This window comes from Pontibacter roseus DSM 17521 (assembly GCF_000373265.1).
Classification (GTDB): domain Bacteria; phylum Bacteroidota; class Bacteroidia; order Cytophagales; family Hymenobacteraceae; genus Pontibacter; species Pontibacter roseus.
The window spans coordinates 1222473-1239078 of the sequence record NZ_KB890761.1 but is presented as its reverse complement, the minus strand read 5'-3'; the positions used below and the strand labels follow the sequence as shown (position 1 = coordinate 1239078).

Here is a 16606-nt window from a genome sequence, read left to right as displayed (position 1 = left end):
AGCAAGGAGGAGCAGCCGTTGGGTGCTACGCACTCCTAACATATGACAGGTGATTTAGATTAGAGGTTATTTCCCCGAAATGCTGCTCACTTTTGACTCTCCGAAACTACCACCTCGCAACCGCATACCTGAAAACAACTTGACAGCCACTTTCCGCACTTAATCATTGGAACGCATGAACTACAGGCCCGGTAGAATCTTTTTGTCGGCTCCCCATATGGGTGGCCATGAGAAAAACTATGTGCAGAAAGCGCTGGAGGATAATTGGGTAGGCACCTCGGGGCCTAACCTGCCGGGGCTGGAGCACGACATCTGCCAGCACACCAACGCCCGCCACGCCGTTGTACTGAACTCCGGCACGGCTGCCTTGCACCTGGCCCTGCGCCTTGTAGGGGTAAAACCAGGCGACGAGGTGCTGTGCTCCACGTTCGCGCCTGTGGCCTCGGCCAACCCCATCCTATACCTGGGGGCTATACCTGTTTTCGTGGAAAGCGAACCCGATACCTGGAACATGTGCCCAGCCACGCTGGAGCAGGCGATAGAGGAAAGGCTGAAGACGGGCAGAAAACCTGCTTGCCTGCTGCTCGTGCATCTGTACGGCATGCCTGCCAAGCTGAACGAAATCCTGAAAGTGGCAGAACGGTATGCTATACCTGTCGTGGAGGATGCGGCGGAGGCGCTTGGCTCGCGTTATGGCGGCCACCAGGTCGGCACCTTTGGCCGTTTTGGGGTCTTTTCCTTCAGCGGCAATAAAATCATCACTACCTCTGGCGGAGGCGCCCTCATCACAGAGGAGCAAGAGGCGGCGGAACGCGCGCTATACCTGGCCACACAGGCCAAAGATGCTGCCCTTTATGCCCGACATGCGCAATTGGGCTACAACTACCGCCTCAGCAATATCAGTGCAGGTATAGGCCGCGGCCAGATGGAAGTGCTGGAGATGCGCGTCAAGCAGCGCCGCGAAGTATTCAATTTTTACAGAAATCAGTTGCAGCACCTGGGCTTCGAGTTTGTAGCGGAGCCGAAGAACTGCTTCGCCAACCGCTGGCTCACTACCGTGCTGCTGGACCCGGAACTGGGCAAAAAGCCCGAAGACATCATCACCGCGCTGGAAGAGCAAAACATCGAAGCCGCCCCGCTTTGGAAGCCACTCCACCAGCAACCCCTGCACCAGGGCTGCCTGTACTACGGCGACGGCCTCAGCGAAAGGCTTTTCGCGCGCGGCCTCTGCCTGCCTTCCGGAAGCAATCTATCGGATGAAGATTTGGAAAAGGTAGTGCAGTCGCTGAAACGGGCGTTGGCGTAGCGAGTTTACGAGAAGGCCAGGGAGCAGATGGCTATACCTCCTCCAGCGCCTGCGCCAGGTCCGCCAACAAATCCACCGTCTCCTCTATACCCACCGACAGCCGGATGACCCCAATGGTAATACCCAGCTTCTGCTGCTGTTCCGGGCTCAGGCTTCGGTGCGAAGTGCGCAGCGGGTGCGAGATGGACGTGCTCACGCCTGCCAGCGATGGGGCGAACGGAATGTGCTCCAGCGCCCTCATGAACCTGTTCACAGCTTCCTCATTGTCCTCCAACCTGAATGACAGCATACCCCCAAACAGGCCACAACCCTGAAGCCTGGCCAGCTTGTGCTGCGGGTGCTGCTGCAGACCCGGGTACCATACCTGCTTCACTTTCGGGTGGCGCTCCAGAAACTCGGCTATGGCCAACGCGTTGATGCTGTGCTGGCGCATGCGCAACTTCAGCGTCTTTAGGCCCCGAGCGGCCAGCCAACTCTCAAACGGGCTCAGGTTGAGGCCGTACACCCGCATGATTTGTTTCACTCGCTCACTGGCATCCGCTGTGCCCGCCACTACCACACCGGCCGTCACATCGCTGTGCCCTGACAGGTACTTGGTCACGCTGTGGATGACCATGTCTGCACCCAGGCTGAGCGGTTTGGTGATAACGGGCGAAGCAAAGGTGTTGTCAACCACCAGCTTTATGCCGACGCGCTTCGTTTCTTCAGCCAACCGTTCCAAGTTCACTACCTGCAGCAGCGGGTTGCTCATGGTCTCGGCGAGTAATAGCTTAGTATTTGAATGCACGTGGCTGTCCAGCGAGTAGAGTTCCTCACTGGGCACATAAGTCACCGTGATGCCCATGCGTGTCAGCTCCTGCGACAGTAGCGCCGCCGAGCCACCGTATATCTCCTCGGCACACAGCACGTGGTCTCCTGCCTGGCTATAAGCGAGAACGGCCGTCAGAATGGCCGACATACCCGATGAGGTCACGACCGCGCCTGCGCCTTCCTCCAATTTGTTCACCTCCTCCGCTAGTTCGTCGGAGTTAGGGTTGCCGTACCGGGTGTACATGTACTGTTGCCCCGGCTGTTCAAAGTACAGCTCCAGTTCGTTGAGGTCTTCAAAAGTAAAAACCGAGGTTTGGTAAATGGGCGTGGTTTTAGGCGTTATCTTCGTCATAAACAGGTATATTCTCGTCTTAAAGATAAGCAGGATTTGGAAATGGCTTTGTACCGGTAGCTATTTTTAGTCGTGGCCGTCCCCAAATCTTTTCCCCAACCTGGCACCGTATAGTAAGAGACCCTGAATCAGAAAGGCAACCTACATGACAAACCCGACAGCAGAGGGTAACACCCCTTATCATACCCTGACCATCAGCCACATCCGGGAGGAAGTGCCGGGCGTGAAAACCTTCTCCTTTACAGGAGGCGAGTCGCTTCCCTACAAGGCGGGACAGTACCTGACTTTGGTACACCATAGCCCCCATGGCGAAGTGCGCCGCTCCTACTCCATCACCTCCTCCCCTGCCTTGCAGGAGCCGCTCACCATCGGCGTGAAGCGCATCGAAAACGGTTTGTTCTCCCGCATGCTTGTAGACAATGCCCGCGTAGGCGACAAAGTGAAGACCACAGGGACCGCTGGCCTCTTTACTTTGCCTGATGACACCGCACTTTACCAGCAGGTGTTCTTTCTGGCGGCAGGAAGCGGTATAACCCCCATCTTCTCCCTGCTGAAGACGTTGCTCCATACCCAGCACCACCTGTCTGCCGTGCTCCTGTATAGCAACAGTTCCCCTGAGAAAGCCATGTTCATCGGGCCCCTGCAGCAGCTGGCCCAGGAGTTCCCGGACCGGCTCCACATCGAGTTCATCTACAGCAACTCACCTGACCTGAGCAGGGCGCGCCTGCACAAGGACCTGCTCCACCACTACCTGCATACCCTGGCCAAGGCTCCTATCGAACAACAGCTGTTCTACCTTTGCGGCCCCGACAATTACATGCGCCTCATGTCGTTTGCCCTACGACAGATAGGTATACCGGAAAGCAACATCCGCAAAGAGATTTTCAACACCGACATTCGAAAGCCTGCCAAGCTAATGCCACCCGACACAGCAGCGCGTGCAGTCACGCTATACCTGAAGGACAAAGCCTATACCTTCCGTTCCCGCTACCCACTCAACCTCCTGCAGAGCGCGCGGCAGGCAGGTATAGCCATACCCTACAGCTGCGAAACAGGCAAGTGCGGCAGCTGCCTTGCCCGGGTGCTGCAGGGCCAGGTATGGATGTCGTACAACGAGGTGCTCACGGAAAAGGACATCCAAAAAGGCCTGACGCTGACCTGTGTAGGGTTCCCGGTGGGCGGGGATGTGGAGCTGGAGATACTATAACCTCACTCAGCTGCTCCTGGCCATTTAGCTTTTTTGAAGAAAAGCTTTATCTTGTAAAGGAGCTGTATTGGCAAACAGGGCTTTCTGCCTTAAGCTTTAGGAACTCTGGATATTTGGCTAATAACAGGAACAGCTCCTTATACATGATAGTCAAGTTTGATAAAGGCGATTGCTGAATAAGAATACTTTTCTATAGTAGCTTACCTCTAGTTTCAAAGTCCAAGCCTATGAGTAATTCATTAAGAGAATACATGCCCGGACAAGTTTGGAGCTACCAAACTAGAAAAGGAGAAGAAACCTCTTACCTTACAATATTAAAAATAGAAGAATATCCTAAAGCAGGAACTGCCATCCACATAGCAGTAGACAAAGTAAATATATTAGGGCCACAATCAGGGGAGTGCTATGGGCAGACGATTAGCCATATGCCTTTCAGCCGAGAAGCTTTGGATAACAGTGTGACAGAGTTGAATGGAAAAGTTTCTACACTTCCAATATATGAAGAAGGCTATCGCGATTGGAAAGAACATTTTACCAATGGAAATGCTGGAATATTCTCAATTTCAGTGGCCGAGGCAATAGGTTTTATTGAGACAACCCTTGACAAATAGAACCAAAACTTATCCAACCATACCTTTACTGTAGCTACGCCACCCAATAGGCTAGTCTGACACATCCAACCTCCATTCCTCCCTTTTTCAATCCAAAGTCTATACGCCTTGACAGTATCCACACCACCTGAAAGTGATTTTTTCCTTCCTTTTGAGCAGGCCATAGCGGACTACGCTATACCTGATAATTTTACTTACCCATTTCACTATGAACCACACCCGCTGAGCCTACTAGCAGTTCAGCAACTACAGCATCGTCTCATCAGTCAGGAGTGGCATCATAACTTTGGTTTAGTACCCGGCATGACAGGGGCAATTATCGGAAAAATGTTCGGTGTGTTGGTAGTCAGAACAAAGCATGACCAAATAGGTTTCCTTGCCGCTTTCTCCGGGAAGTTGGCAGGCGGCTTCCACCACGACGGCTTTGTACCCCCAGTTTTCGATAGCCTGACCGAAGGCAGCTTCCTGAACCGCGGCATGACAGAGCTGACTCGCATTAATCAGCAAATCAAATTACTCGAGAACACAGATGCGGACGGAAACGCAGCGAAAATAGCTATGCTCCAGCAGCTACGCAAAACCAATTCAGCAGCCCTCCAAAGTAAACTTTATGACCAGTACCACTTCCTGAACCAGGCAGGCGAAACGAAAGGCTTGCGGGAGATTTTTACAAGCCACAACAACAGCAACCCACCTGCCGGAGCGGGTGAGTGTGCGGCTCCCAAGCTGCTGCAACATGCTTTCCAGCACAACATGCAACCCTTGGCTCTGGCTGAGTTCTGGTGGGGCCTGTCCCCAAAATCTAATTACTGGAAGCACGGCCACTTTTACCCCGTCTGCCGTGAGAAATGCGAGCCTATCCTGGCGCACATGCTGCAAGGTATAGCCCTAGATGCAAAGGCTGCGGAGACCGTAGGCTGGTAAAGCAAAAGCCCCTCCTGCTCTCGTCGAACAGAAGGGGCTCTTCCATGTTTTAGCTGGTGCTGTACTATTCGGTGGCCGATTCAGCCAACACGATGATTTTGTTGTTCAGCACTTCCACCACACCACCATCCACAGTGTAGAACGTTTGTCCCTGCGCGGTAGTGATACGGATTCTGCCATTATCCAAGGTGCTGATGAGGGGGGCGTGTGAGTCCAGAACCTCAAAAGAACCGTTGGTTCCAGGAAACTGAGCAGACTCTACCTCACCGGCAAAAACCTTTTTATCAGGTGTGATTATCTCTAAATACATTCCTATGAGTTATGAGTCTCGAGTTACGAGTCTTGAGTTATCTCCCGACATACTCGAGACTCAGAACTCTAGACTTGTTTAACCTATTTTGCTTCGGCCATCATCTTCTCACCTTTCGCTACGGCGTCTTCAATGGTACCTACCAGGTTGAAGGCTGCCTCAGGCAGGTAGTCGTACTTACCGTCCATGATTTCGTTGAAGCCACGGATGGTGTCTTTGATGTCTACCAGAACGCCGGCAAGGCCAGTGAACTGCTCTGCTACGTGGAACGGCTGGGACAGGAAACGCTGCACACGGCGTGCTCTGTGTACCACCTGCTTGTCCTCTTCAGAAAGTTCGTCCATACCCAAGATGGCGATGATGTCCTGAAGTTCTTTGTAACGCTGCAGAATCTCCTTCACGCGCTGTGCTGTACCATAGTGGTCTTCGCCCAGTACGTCGGCAGAAAGGATACGGGAAGTAGAGTCCAGTGGATCCACCGCAGGGTAGATACCCAACTCGGCAATCTTACGGGAAAGTACGGTAGTGGCGTCCAAGTGAGCGAACGTTGTCGCTGGAGCCGGGTCAGTCAAGTCATCCGCAGGTACGTAAACGGCCTGTACAGATGTAATGGAACCACGCTTGGTTGACGTGATACGCTCTTGCATGGCACCCATCTCCGTTGCCAGCGTTGGCTGGTAACCTACCGCTGATGGCATACGACCGAGAAGGGCCGACACCTCAGAACCCGCCTGCGTGAAGCGGAAGATGTTGTCGATAAAGAACAGAATGTCACGACCAGCACCGGTACCGTCACCGTCACGGAAGTTTTCCGCAATAGTAAGACCAGACAGCGCCACACGTGCACGCGCCCCAGGAGGCTCGTTCATCTGACCGAACACGAGCGTCGCCTGAGATTTCTCCAGTTCAGCCATGTCCACTTTCGACAGGTCCCATCCGCCAGCTTCCATCGAGTGCTTGAACTCGGCACCGTAACGGATAATGTCAGATTCCAAGAATTCGCGAAGCAAGTCATTTCCTTCGCGGGTACGCTCACCCACACCGGCAAACACTGACAGACCAGAATAGGCCTTGGCAATGTTGTTTACCAGTTCCATGATGAGTACCGTTTTACCCACACCGGCACCACCAAACAGACCAATTTTACCACCTTTTACATAAGGGGCCAGCAGGTCGATTACTTTGATACCAGTATAAAGGATTTCAGAAGAAGTAGCCAGGTCTTCGAAACGCGGCGCAGCACGGTGAATTGGCAGACGCGTAGTAGCAAGAGGCTGTGCAATACCATCAATCGCCTCGCCAATCACGTTGAACAGACGACCGTTGATAGAATTGCCAGTAGGCATCGTGATTGGGCCACCTAGGTCAATTACCTGTGTACCACGGGTAAGGCCTTCGCTGGAGTCCATCGCAATGGTACGCACACGATCTTCGCCGAGGTGCTGCTGCACTTCCAGCACGATGCGTTGGCCGTTTTCTTTAATTACCTCAAGTGCATCGAGGATATTTGGAAGTTTTGCGTTTTCACCCGCAAAGCTAACGTCCACAACCGGACCGATAACCTGGGTAATTCTGCCAATATTCGCCATTTGACTTTTTATATTGATTAACTGTTGTAACGGAGTTATTTCAGGGTGCAAAACTAATGTATAAAAGGGACAAATCCATACAACCTCCTAAAAAGTTTTAACCTACTCATAACCAAGGTATAGCACCCAAGGTACGAATTCCCTGCCGATACACCAGCATGCACTGCGGTATAACTTAGATGTAGGATGTTATTTCTTCCGGAATATTCTTTCTGGCCGTTAAACTTTAGCTTTGCAACGCAGTCTATACCCACATAACGGCCTATACCTGTTTTCTAAACTATCACCCAAACCAACCTTTTCATGAAGAAACTTTACCTTCTCGCTATTCTGCTGGTAGCGGGCTTTGGCGTGCAGGCGCAAACCGGCACACCGACAAAGGGAAATTACCAGTTGGCTTCCCGCTTCTCCCCCAAAAAACTGGAAAAACTCATCTTCACCACCACCCTGGACCCGCATTGGCTCAAGAACTCCAACCGCTTCTGGTACGAGTACGAGAACAGCAATGGTAAGAACTGGTACATCGTGGACCCGGCTACCAAGTCTAAAAGAGCCATTTTTGACACCGACAAAGTGGCTTCTGCTGTGACCATGATTGTGCAGGATCCCTTTGATGCACAGCACCTGCCCATCCAGAACCTGAAGTTCACAGAGGACGAGAAGAGCGTGCAATTCGAAATCAAGAGCACGATTGATGAGGTGAAGAAAGACCGCCTGGACAAAAAGGCCGCTGACTCCCTTCAGAAGAAGACGTTCTTCTTCCGTTACAACCTGGCTACTGGCCAAGTGGTGGAGCTGAAGGACTTCGAGAAACCCAAGCCGAAACCACGCTGGGCCTCCATATCCCCTAACCAGCAGGTGGTGATTTTCGCACGCGAACACAACCTGTACTGGATGGACAAAGCCAACTACGAAAAGGCCCTGAAGAACGAGAAGGACACCACCATTGTGGAGAACCAGCTCACCAAGGATGGCGTGGAGTACTATACCTACGGCGACACCCGCGGCGAAACGAACGTGGAGCGCGAGAAGAACAAGAAGAACCGCAAGCCGGCCTTCATCCTCTGGTCACCAGACTCCAAGCAGTTTGCCATGGTGCGCACCGATGAGCGCCATGTGAAGGACCTGTGGGTCATCCATAACACGGCAAACGGGAGACCGGCTCTGGAGACGTACAAGTACCAGATGCCAGGTGAGAAGGAAGCGCCACGCCGCGAGCTCATCGTGTTTGACTTCGCCGGCAAGACGCACCGCAAAATTAACACCACCGCCTTCAAAGACCAGGAGCTGTCGCTTTGGTCTGCCCCTGCCCTGCAGAAAGAGCGCGATGATGAGCATCGCCCGAACGTATGGCACGGCACCAAAGACAAGCTTTACTTCACCCGCACCAGCCGCGACCTGAAGAAGATTGACGTGTGCGAACTGGACATTGCTTCCGGCAAAGTGACGCCTGTGATTAATGAGCGCTTCAACACCTATGTGGAGGTGAACCGCATTGGCTTAGTGAACGGTGGCAAGGAACTCATCCATTGGTCTGAGCGTGACGGCTGGGGCCACTTCTACCTCTTCGACGGCGCCGGCAACCTGAAGAACCGCATCACTTCCGGCTCTTTCCATTCTGAGGACATTGTAGGTATAGACGAGAAGAACCGCGTACTCTACTTCACTGCCAATGGCCGCGAAAAGGGAGAAGACCCTTACCTGATGCACCTCTACCGCATCAACTTCGATGGCAGCAACATGCAACTCCTCAACAAAGGCAACTTCGACAACAGCATCAGCCTGAACGATGCCAACAGCTATTTCGTGAACACCGCCTCCCGCGTGAACACCGTTCCGGTGTCTGCGCTGTATGATACGAAGGGTCGCAAAGTGATGGACCTGGAGAAGGCGGACCTGAGCCGCCTGATGACGACCGGTTACAAGTTCCCGGAGCCGTTCCAGGTGAAGGCCGATGATGGCATCACCGACATCTACGGCGTAATGTACAAGCCATTCGACTTCGACTCCACTAAGACCTACCCGATTATCGCCTACGTATACCCGGGTCCGCAGACGGAGGCCGTGAACAAGGCCTTCGGCCGCAGCATGGACCGCATCGACCGCCTGGCGCAGTTAGGCTTTGTGGTGGTTACGGTGGGTAACCGTGGTGGCCACCCGGCCCGCTCCAAGTGGTACCATACCTACGGCTACGGCAACCTGCGCGACTACGGCCTAGCTGACAAGAAATCAGCCATTGAGCAGTTAGCGGACCGTCACAGTTTCATCGACATCGACCGCGTAGGTATAACTGGCCACTCCGGTGGCGGTTTCATGTCCACGGCGGCCATGCTGGTATACCCTGACTTCTTCAAGGTAGCCGTGTCGGGTGCTGGAAATCACGAGAACAACATCTACAATCGCTGGTGGAGCGAGAAGCACCACGGTGTGAAAGAGGTAGTTTCACCGAAGGGCGACACCACGTTCGTATATGCCGTGGAGAAGAACCCGGACCTGGCCAAGAACCTGAAAGGCCACCTGCTGCTGGCAACCGGCGACGTGGACAACAACGTGCATCCGGCCGGCACCATCCGCATGGCCAATGCGCTCATCAAAGCCAACAAGCGCTTCGACTTCCTGATGCTGCCAGGCCAGCGCCACGCCTTCGGCGACATGACCGAGTACTTCTTCTGGATGATGGGCGACTACTTCACCAAGCACCTGCTTGGCGACTTCTCGCAACCAGTAGACATCAAAGAGATTAACAGGGAGATTGAGAACGGAGGCGATAAAAAGCGCGGCAACGCCGTTGCGGCCCCTGATGGAGAATAACTAGCCAGAGACAAGGTAAAAATTAAGAAGGGCAGCCGGTGTATACCGACTGCCCTTCTTGTTTTAGTATGGCTGATGATTTTGTTTAATGAATGGGAATCTGCTGAGACTACTGAAGCTGCGCCCAGATAGCCCTGAAAATTCGGAAAGCTAATGAGTTATGCATAGGTAAAAAGGTAATTTAGGTAAAAAGTAAATAGCACTAAAGGTTCTTGAGCATCTCAATCTGCTCGTCGTTGAGCAGGATATACCGGTTGTTGAACGGGTTAGCATAGAACTTCTCCGCTATGACGTACTCCCCCGAGTTGAGTTTGTGGATGTTGTAGCTGAACAGGCTGTTGGATCGCTCTATTACCAACTCCGTATTGCTCAGGTCAAGTTGGCGGCCACAGGTAGTCGTAATCATATCAGGGTTGACGGTCGTCATGGTTGAAAGATACATATGCTATGCTTTTGCAGGATTCTTTACGCAGCCTTTCCGCAATGGTGACAGACGATTCTCAGAAAAGCTTGGATATTTATCCACACCTGCCATATCAGCAACCGCTATACCTGCCGTCCGCAGGGCAGCAGGTATGGCCTGAAACGCTGAGTGAGAGCAAAAACCGCAAGAAAGCTGTATTCTTATAGGATAAGTTCCTACTTTTGTTCATCCGTTTACCTAAGCCAGACAAAACGTGGAACAACAACTGACTACAGTAGAAACAGCACAGAAGCTCGGCCTTCTGGAGGAAGAATTTGAAAAGATAAAGCAAATCCTGGGGCGCACTCCGAACTTCACAGAGCTCAGTATATTTTCTGTTATGTGGTCGGAGCACTGCTCTTACAAGAACTCCATCGTCTGGCTCAAGACCCTGCCGAAGGACTCTCCACGCATGCTGGCCAAGGCCGGCGAAGAGAACGCGGGCCTGGTGGACATCGGCGACGGCTACGCCTGCAGCTTCAAGATAGAATCACACAACCACCCTTCCGCCATCGAGCCCTACCAGGGCGCCGCGACCGGTGTGGGAGGTATAAACCGCGATATATTCACGATGGGTGCCCGCCCAATTGCGCAGCTCAACTCGCTCCGCTTTGGCAACCCGCGCTCCGAGAAAACACAGCGCCTGTTACGCGGCGTAGTGAAAGGCATTGGTGACTACGGCAACGCCTTTGGTATACCTACTGTGGGCGGTGAGCTCTTCTTTGACGAGTGCTACAACATTAACCCGCTGGTGAACGCCTTCTCAGCAGGTATAGTAAAGGTGGGCGAAACGGCCTCTGCCACTTCCTACGGTGTAGGCAACCCGGTTTTCATTGTGGGTTCTGCCACTGGCAAGGACGGTATACACGGCGCGGCCTTCGCGTCCAAAGACATTACCGAGGATTCCGCCAAGGACCTGCCATCCGTTCAGGTAGGTGACCCTTTCCAGGAGAAGCTGCTGTTGGAGGCGACGCTCGAAATCATCCAGTCGGGCCACGTGATAGGTATGCAGGACATGGGTGCCGCGGGTATCACCTGCTCCACTTCCGAGATGAGCGCCAAAGGCGAACACGGCATGGAAATCTGGCTGGATAAGGTGCCTACGCGCCAAGCGAACATGGTGCCGTTCGAAATCCTGCTCTCCGAGAGCCAGGAGCGTATGCTCATCGTGATGAAGAAAGGCTATGAGCAGACTATCAAGGACATTTGCGACAAGTGGGACCTTTACTGCGAGCAGATTGGTGTCGTGACCGAAGGCGGCATGCTGCGCTACTACATGAACGGAGAACTGGCTGCTGAGGTACCAGCCCATGACCTGGTGCTGGGCGGTGGCGCTCCGGTATACCACCGGGAGTATCGTGAGCCGGCCTACTTCGCCGAATCCAAGAAATTCAACATAGACCAGGTGGCAGAGCCGGAGGATTACCAGGCTGTAGCCGAGTTCCTGGCCACGCACCCGAACATCGCTTCCAAGCGCTGGGTGTACCGCCAGTACGACTCCATGGTGGGTACCTCTACCATGACCACCAACGCCCCTGCTGACGCTGCCATCGTGAAAGTGAAAGGCACAGACAAGTCGATTGCCGTGACTGTGGATTGCAACAGCCGCTACGTGTACGCCGACCCGGAAGAGGGAACGGCCATCGCCGTGGCTGAGGCGGCACGCAATATCGTATGCTCCGGCGCTGAGCCGGTGGCCATCACTAACTGCCTCAACTTCGGCAACCCGTACGTGCCGGAGGTATACTGGCACTTTGTGGGCGCCATTAAAGGTATGGGCAAAGCCTGCACCGCCCTGGGCACGCCGGTGACTGGCGGAAACGTGAGCTTCTACAACCAGTCTTCCGATGAAGGTCCGGTGTTCCCGACCCCAACCATTGGTATGCTGGGCATACTGGAGGACAAGAGCAACAAGATGACGCTGGCCTTCCAGAATGCTGGTGACCTGATATATTTGGTGGGAGACTCACAGAACGACATCGCCTCATCGGAGTACCTGTACTCGTACCACAACGTGAAGCTCTCCCCTGCCCCTTTCTTCAATATAGACGCTGAGCTGAAGCTGCAGGACGCCATTCGGGAGGTGATTGCGGGTAGGCTGGTGCAGTCGGCGCACGACGTGGCGGACGGTGGTTTATACATCGCGCTGCTGGAGTCAGGTATGCCAAACGAGCTGGGCTTCGACATCGAGACCGATAGGAATTTCAGAAAAGATGCTTATTTGTTCGGTGAGAGCCAGAGCCGTGTAGTGGTTTCCGTTAAGCCGGAGCAACAGGCGGCCTTTGAGCAGGCGCTGCAAAATAAGGGCGTGAATTTCACTCAATTAGGCACAGTAACCGCCCACGACTGCCACATAGACGGGGAGCATTTCCATGGCGTGACAGTAGCCAAAAAGCACTACGACACAGCGTTGGAGCAGATTTTGGACTAAAATTTTAGAAAAAATCTCCGGCAAATGTTTGCAGTTTAAAATCGCCTGCCTATCTTTGCATCATCAAACGACAACGGTGCTTCGGCACGGAAGTTTAGTAGAGATTGTCCGATGGTGTAACTGGCAACACGTCTGATTTTGGTTCAGAAGAGTCCAGGTTCGAAACCTGGTCGGACAACTTAAAAAAGCAGCACTCCGCTAACGGGTGCTGCTTTTTTTGCTTTACGATTTCTGCTAACTAATTAAAAATCAGAAATATCAGATAGCATGTTTCAGGATTTTTGTAGCTTTGCGGGCATAATAGTCTAAACCTAACCCTTCAAACAATTAGCATTTAGCAGCCTTATGCCACAGGTAAAAATTTTCGCTGGTTCCGCCTCCAAATACTTAGCCGAAAAAATAGCTGCCGCTTACGGTACGCAGCTCGGCGACCTTGAGCTACTTCGATTTAGCGACGGAGAGATGGCACCACACTTCAACGAATCCGTTCGTGGTGCAGAAGTATTCCTGGTGCAGTCCACCTTTCCGCCAGCCGACAACCTGATGGAACTCATGCTGATGGTAGACGCGGCCAAGCGCGCCTCAGCCCACAAAGTGATTGTAGTGATGCCTTACTACGGCTACGCCCGCCAGGACAGAAAAGACAAGCCACGCGTTTCCATCGGCTCCAAAGTGCTGGCTAACGCCATACAGTCCGTAGGCGCTGACCGCCTGATGACCTGTGACCTGCACGCCGGCCAGATTCAAGGCTTCTTTGACATCCCGGTGGATCATCTCGACGGCTCGGCCATCTTCGTGCCCTACCTGCGCAGCCTCAACCTGGGCAGCGACCTCATCTTCGCCTCTCCTGACGTGGGCGGTGTGGTAAGAACAAGAGCCTTTGCCAAGAACTTCGGTGCTGAGATGGTTGTCTGCGACAAACACCGCAAACGCGCTAACGAGATTGCCTCTATGCAGGTAATCGGTGACGTGGAAGGTATGGACGTGGTGCTGGTGGATGACATGGTGGACACAGCCGGTACCATCACCCAGGCGGCCAAACTGCTGAAAGAAAAAGGCGCGAAAACGGTAAGAGCCATCGCGACGCACCCTGTGCTGTCAGGCCCAGCTTATGAGCGCATCGAGAATTCGGTACTGGAAGAACTGGTGGTGTCTGACACCATTCCGTTGCGTCAGGACTGCTCTAAGATAAAGGTGCTTTCCTTCTCCGAGCTGTTCGCCCGCGCCATCAACAACGTGGTGACGCACGAGTCTATCAGCTCGCTGTTTATTTAAGCTAGATTGTTATATAGCTCAATGGTTAAATTGTTGATTCTCTTAAAGAAACAAATCTTAACAATTAAACACCTAAGCCTTCAACAATTCTAAATAAAAGCCATACCTTTGTGGCCTGAAAATTTTAACAAATTCATTTTTATGAAAACTTTAGAGATTATAGGGTTTAAAAGAGCAAATCTCGGCAAAGCGCAGACGAAAGAGCTGCGTAATGAGTCTTATGTACCAGGTGTATTATATGGCGGCGCTGAGCAAATTCACTTCTACGCACCAGCTATCCTGTTCAGAGACTTAGTTTATTCTCCAGAAGTATACGAAGTAGACCTGAATATCGAAGGAACGCACTACAGAGCCATCCTTCAGGACATACAGTTCCACCCAGTGAACGAAATGCTGCTGCACGTTGACTTCCTGCTGCTGCAGGACGACAAGGCGGTTAAAATTGACGTTCCGGTTAAGTTTGTGGGCGTATCACCAGGCGTGTTGGCCGGTGGCAAGCTCGTGACGAAACTGCGCAAGCTGAAAATCAAAGCGCTTCCTGCATACCTGCCGGACGCTATCGAGGTCGACATTTCTGACCTGGAGCTTGGCAAGTCTATCAAAGTAAGCAAAATCGCGAAGGGTGACTACGAAATCCTGACCAACCCGCTTGCTCCGGTAGCAACCGTTACTATCCCACGTGCCCTTAAGAGCGCACAGGCTGAAGAGACACGCGGCAAGAAATAATTCCTGCTGCTCCAAAGGCAATCTAAATCCTGTCCTGCTGCGAGCAGGGCAGGATTTTTTTGTTTTTGATGGAAGGCTCGACTGTTTCATCATGAAATGGCTAAATTGCTTTTTCAATGCCTTGCCACGCGCATCAACAAGCTAACAATTGAGCAATACAACAATCAAGCGAATACAGCAGTGGCTGGGCCTTGAGCAGAGAGCCGCTGCTACTACCGAAGACACCAGTATGAAATACCTGATTGTGGGCCTTGGCAACATCGGCCCGGAATACGCGGAGACGCGCCACAACATTGGCTTTATGGTGCTGGACTACCTGGCACAGAAGTTTGACGGCAAATTCGACACCGGCCGCCACGCCTTCGTCACCGAGATAAAGAGCAAGGGCCGCACCTATGTGCTGGTGAAGCCCACCACGTACATGAACCTGAGCGGCAAGGCCGTGGGCCACTACCTGAACAGCCTGAAGCTGCCGCCTGAACAGATGATGGTGATTACAGATGACATCGCACTGCCGTTCGGCAAAATACGCATACGCGCCAAGGGCAGTGCCGGCGGGCACAACGGCCTGAAGCACATCGAGCAGACACTGGGCCACAACAACTACCCGCGTCTGCGTTTCGGGGTGGGCGACTCCTTTCACAAAGGCAAACAGGTAGACTATGTGCTCAGCACGTTCAGCAACGACGAGCAGGCCGAGCTGCAGACGCTGATTGAGAAAGCGGCCGAATCGGTGATTGCCTTCGGCAGCATCGGGTTGGAGCGCACCATGAACCAGTATAACACCAAATAATCAGCCACCAGCAGGCGGATAAAATGATTACTATGGATTTACTTTTCCTGACCTTCGGGCCCAACATCAAGAACCACTACCAGGCGAATTTCTGTATTCTGTCTTTCCTGAAGCAGCGGGAGAAGGTCAACTCCATCAACATCTACACCGACCACCCGGAGTTCTATACCCACCTGGGGCAGTTTGTGAACGTGGTGCCGGTGACGGAGGCGCAGCTGCAGGAATGGAAGGGGCAGCACGACTTTTTCTGGCGCATCAAAATCAAGGCGATAGAGGATTTCATGCTCAGGAGCGGTGGACAGCACCCGGTGGTATACCTCGATTCCGATACTTTTTTGTACCAGGACCTGGAGAACTTCCTCCAGAAGCTAGCGCAAGGAATAGCCCTCATGCATGAGCAGGAAGGGAAACTGTCGGAGTTGAAGAGTAAGACAGAGACGACCATGTGGAGCCAGGTGCAGGGCAAACCCTTCGGCGGCGTGACCATCACATCCGAAAGCAGCATGTGGAACGCTGGCGTGGTGGCTATACCTGCCCAGAAGAACCTGGAGGCCATCCGGCTGGCCCTGCACATCTGCGACGACATGTGCGCCGCCGGCGTGACTCGCCGCCTGATTGAGCAGTTCGCCATTGCCGTGGCCCTGGACCATACCTACGGCCTGCAGCCCGCCAGCCCCTGGATTGGTCACTACTGGTCCACCAAAGACGATTGGAACGAGGCCATCACGGCCTTTTTCCTGGAGTCGCTGCTCAAGTCCTATACCCTGGAGCAAGACATCCGGCGCATGGAGCAGTTTGATTTCAAACGATTGCCCATTCGCAAGAAGGTGAAGAACACACGCATCCGGCTACTGAAGCTGGTGGATAAGCTGTTCCCGGTAAAGCCTATCGCGTTTGTAAAAAACTAATACAGTATAATCACAAGGAGTCAAACAGCTGACGCATGCAGCGCAAGTCCAGTGGCGACATACCTGCTCCGGAACCAGACACTCCAACAA

The 16606-nt window shown here is 53.0% G+C and carries 14 protein-coding genes and 1 tRNA gene; 11 read left to right on the top strand and 4 right to left on the bottom strand.

Going from position 1 to position 16606, the window contains the following annotated elements; genetic code table 11:
* Positions 1-175 precede the first annotated feature (175 nt).
* The gene (locus B051_RS0105730; RefSeq protein ID WP_033316652.1) at positions 176-1306 is read left to right on the top strand and encodes a DegT/DnrJ/EryC1/StrS family aminotransferase; all 1131 of its coding nucleotides are present in this window, start codon (positions 176-178) and stop codon (positions 1304-1306) included.
* 31 nt (positions 1307-1337) lie between these two features.
* Here the strand turns inward: B051_RS0105730 and B051_RS0105725 are convergent, their stop codons facing one another.
* On the bottom strand, positions 1338-2468 hold the full coding sequence (locus tag B051_RS0105725; RefSeq protein ID WP_018477226.1) for a trans-sulfuration enzyme family protein: 1131 nt from the start codon (positions 2466-2468) through the stop codon (positions 1338-1340).
* Positions 2469-2613: 145 nt separating this feature from the next.
* Between B051_RS0105725 and B051_RS0105720 the strand changes: the two genes are divergently transcribed.
* The 3 genes from B051_RS0105720 to B051_RS20950 all read left to right on the top strand — a co-directional run bounded on the left by B051_RS0105720 (position 2614) and on the right by B051_RS20950 (position 5210).
* Entirely contained in the window at positions 2614-3675 is a 1062-nt protein-coding gene (locus B051_RS0105720) for a ferredoxin--NADP reductase (RefSeq protein WP_018477225.1), read from the top strand.
* A gap of 227 nt (positions 3676-3902) precedes the next feature.
* Positions 3903-4286, top strand: coding sequence for a hypothetical protein (locus B051_RS20955; protein WP_071594848.1), 384 nt, complete (start codon positions 3903-3905; stop codon positions 4284-4286).
* A gap of 108 nt (positions 4287-4394) precedes the next feature.
* Positions 4395-5210, top strand: a complete 816-nt coding sequence (locus tag B051_RS20950) for a hypothetical protein (protein ID WP_033316651.1) — start codon at positions 4395-4397, stop codon at positions 5208-5210.
* A 64-nt stretch (positions 5211-5274) separates the two neighbouring features.
* Here B051_RS20950 and atpC read toward each other — a convergent pair whose 3' ends face one another.
* Together atpC and atpD are read right to left on the bottom strand one after the other, a co-directional pair.
* Positions 5275-5520 (bottom strand): ATP synthase F1 subunit epsilon, encoded by a 246-nt coding sequence (atpC, locus tag B051_RS0105705; protein WP_018477222.1) that lies wholly within the window; start codon positions 5518-5520, stop codon positions 5275-5277.
* An 83-nt stretch (positions 5521-5603) separates the two neighbouring features.
* Positions 5604-7109, bottom strand: coding sequence for a F0F1 ATP synthase subunit beta (gene atpD, locus B051_RS0105700; RefSeq protein WP_018477221.1), 1506 nt, complete (start codon positions 7107-7109; stop codon positions 5604-5606).
* A gap of 303 nt (positions 7110-7412) precedes the next feature.
* On the opposite strand from atpD, the gene B051_RS0105695 reads away from it, so the two are divergent.
* Complete coding sequence (locus B051_RS0105695; protein WP_018477220.1) at positions 7413-9920, top strand: S9 family peptidase; 2508 nt, start codon at positions 7413-7415, stop codon at positions 9918-9920.
* 202 nt (positions 9921-10122) lie between these two features.
* On the opposite strand, the gene B051_RS0105690 is transcribed toward B051_RS0105695, so the two are convergent.
* Positions 10123-10362: a hypothetical protein gene (locus B051_RS0105690; protein WP_157578527.1), complete on the bottom strand. Its 240-nt coding sequence runs from the start codon at positions 10360-10362 to the stop codon at positions 10123-10125.
* A 235-nt stretch (positions 10363-10597) separates the two neighbouring features.
* Here B051_RS0105690 and purL point away from each other — a divergent pair, with 235 nt between their 5' ends.
* The 6 genes from purL to B051_RS0105655 all read left to right on the top strand — a co-directional run bounded on the left by purL (position 10598) and on the right by B051_RS0105655 (position 16516).
* Positions 10598-12814: a phosphoribosylformylglycinamidine synthase subunit PurL gene (gene purL / locus B051_RS0105680; RefSeq protein ID WP_018477217.1), complete on the top strand. Its 2217-nt coding sequence runs from the start codon at positions 10598-10600 to the stop codon at positions 12812-12814.
* 105 nt (positions 12815-12919) lie between these two features.
* A tRNA-Gln gene (locus tag B051_RS0105675) sits at positions 12920-12992 on the top strand.
* A 167-nt stretch (positions 12993-13159) separates the two neighbouring features.
* The gene (locus tag B051_RS0105670; RefSeq protein WP_018477216.1) at positions 13160-14089 is read left to right on the top strand and encodes a ribose-phosphate pyrophosphokinase; all 930 of its coding nucleotides are present in this window, start codon (positions 13160-13162) and stop codon (positions 14087-14089) included.
* A 141-nt stretch (positions 14090-14230) separates the two neighbouring features.
* The gene (locus tag B051_RS0105665; protein WP_033316738.1) at positions 14231-14815 is read left to right on the top strand and encodes a 50S ribosomal protein L25/general stress protein Ctc; all 585 of its coding nucleotides are present in this window, start codon (positions 14231-14233) and stop codon (positions 14813-14815) included.
* Positions 14816-15044: 229 nt separating this feature from the next.
* Positions 15045-15608 carry an aminoacyl-tRNA hydrolase gene (gene pth, locus B051_RS0105660; RefSeq protein WP_026236212.1) on the top strand — a complete coding sequence of 188 codons (564 nt, stop codon included), beginning with the start codon at positions 15045-15047 and terminating at the stop codon, positions 15606-15608.
* Positions 15609-15640: 32 nt separating this feature from the next.
* On the top strand, positions 15641-16516 hold the full coding sequence (locus B051_RS0105655; protein ID WP_026236211.1) for a hypothetical protein: 876 nt from the start codon (positions 15641-15643) through the stop codon (positions 16514-16516).
* Positions 16517-16606: the final 90 nt, after the last annotated feature.

Excerpts from the sequence above, each read along its gene's own strand:
- atpD (WP_018477221.1), bottom strand. The coding sequence starts at position 7,109 with ATGGCGAATATTGGCAGAATTACCCAGGTTATCGGTCCGGTTGTGGAC.
- B051_RS0105665 (WP_033316738.1), top strand. The coding sequence starts at position 14,231 with ATGAAAACTTTAGAGATTATAGGGTTTAAAAGAGCAAATCTCGGCAAA.
- B051_RS0105655 (WP_026236211.1), top strand. The coding sequence starts at position 15,641 with ATGGATTTACTTTTCCTGACCTTCGGGCCCAACATCAAGAACCACTAC.
- B051_RS0105690 (WP_157578527.1), bottom strand. The coding sequence starts at position 10,362 with ATGTATCTTTCAACCATGACGACCGTCAACCCTGATATGATTACGACT.
- pth (WP_026236212.1), top strand. The coding sequence starts at position 15,045 with ATGAAATACCTGATTGTGGGCCTTGGCAACATCGGCCCGGAATACGCG.
- B051_RS20955 (WP_071594848.1), top strand. The coding sequence starts at position 3,903 with ATGAGTAATTCATTAAGAGAATACATGCCCGGACAAGTTTGGAGCTAC.
- atpC (WP_018477222.1), bottom strand. The coding sequence starts at position 5,520 with ATGTATTTAGAGATAATCACACCTGATAAAAAGGTTTTTGCCGGTGAG.
- B051_RS0105725 (WP_018477226.1), bottom strand. The coding sequence starts at position 2,468 with ATGACGAAGATAACGCCTAAAACCACGCCCATTTACCAAACCTCGGTT.
- B051_RS0105730 (WP_033316652.1), top strand. The coding sequence starts at position 176 with ATGAACTACAGGCCCGGTAGAATCTTTTTGTCGGCTCCCCATATGGGT.
- B051_RS0105720 (WP_018477225.1), top strand. The coding sequence starts at position 2,614 with ATGACAAACCCGACAGCAGAGGGTAACACCCCTTATCATACCCTGACC.
- B051_RS0105670 (WP_018477216.1), top strand. The coding sequence starts at position 13,160 with ATGCCACAGGTAAAAATTTTCGCTGGTTCCGCCTCCAAATACTTAGCC.
- B051_RS0105695 (WP_018477220.1), top strand. The coding sequence starts at position 7,413 with ATGAAGAAACTTTACCTTCTCGCTATTCTGCTGGTAGCGGGCTTTGGC.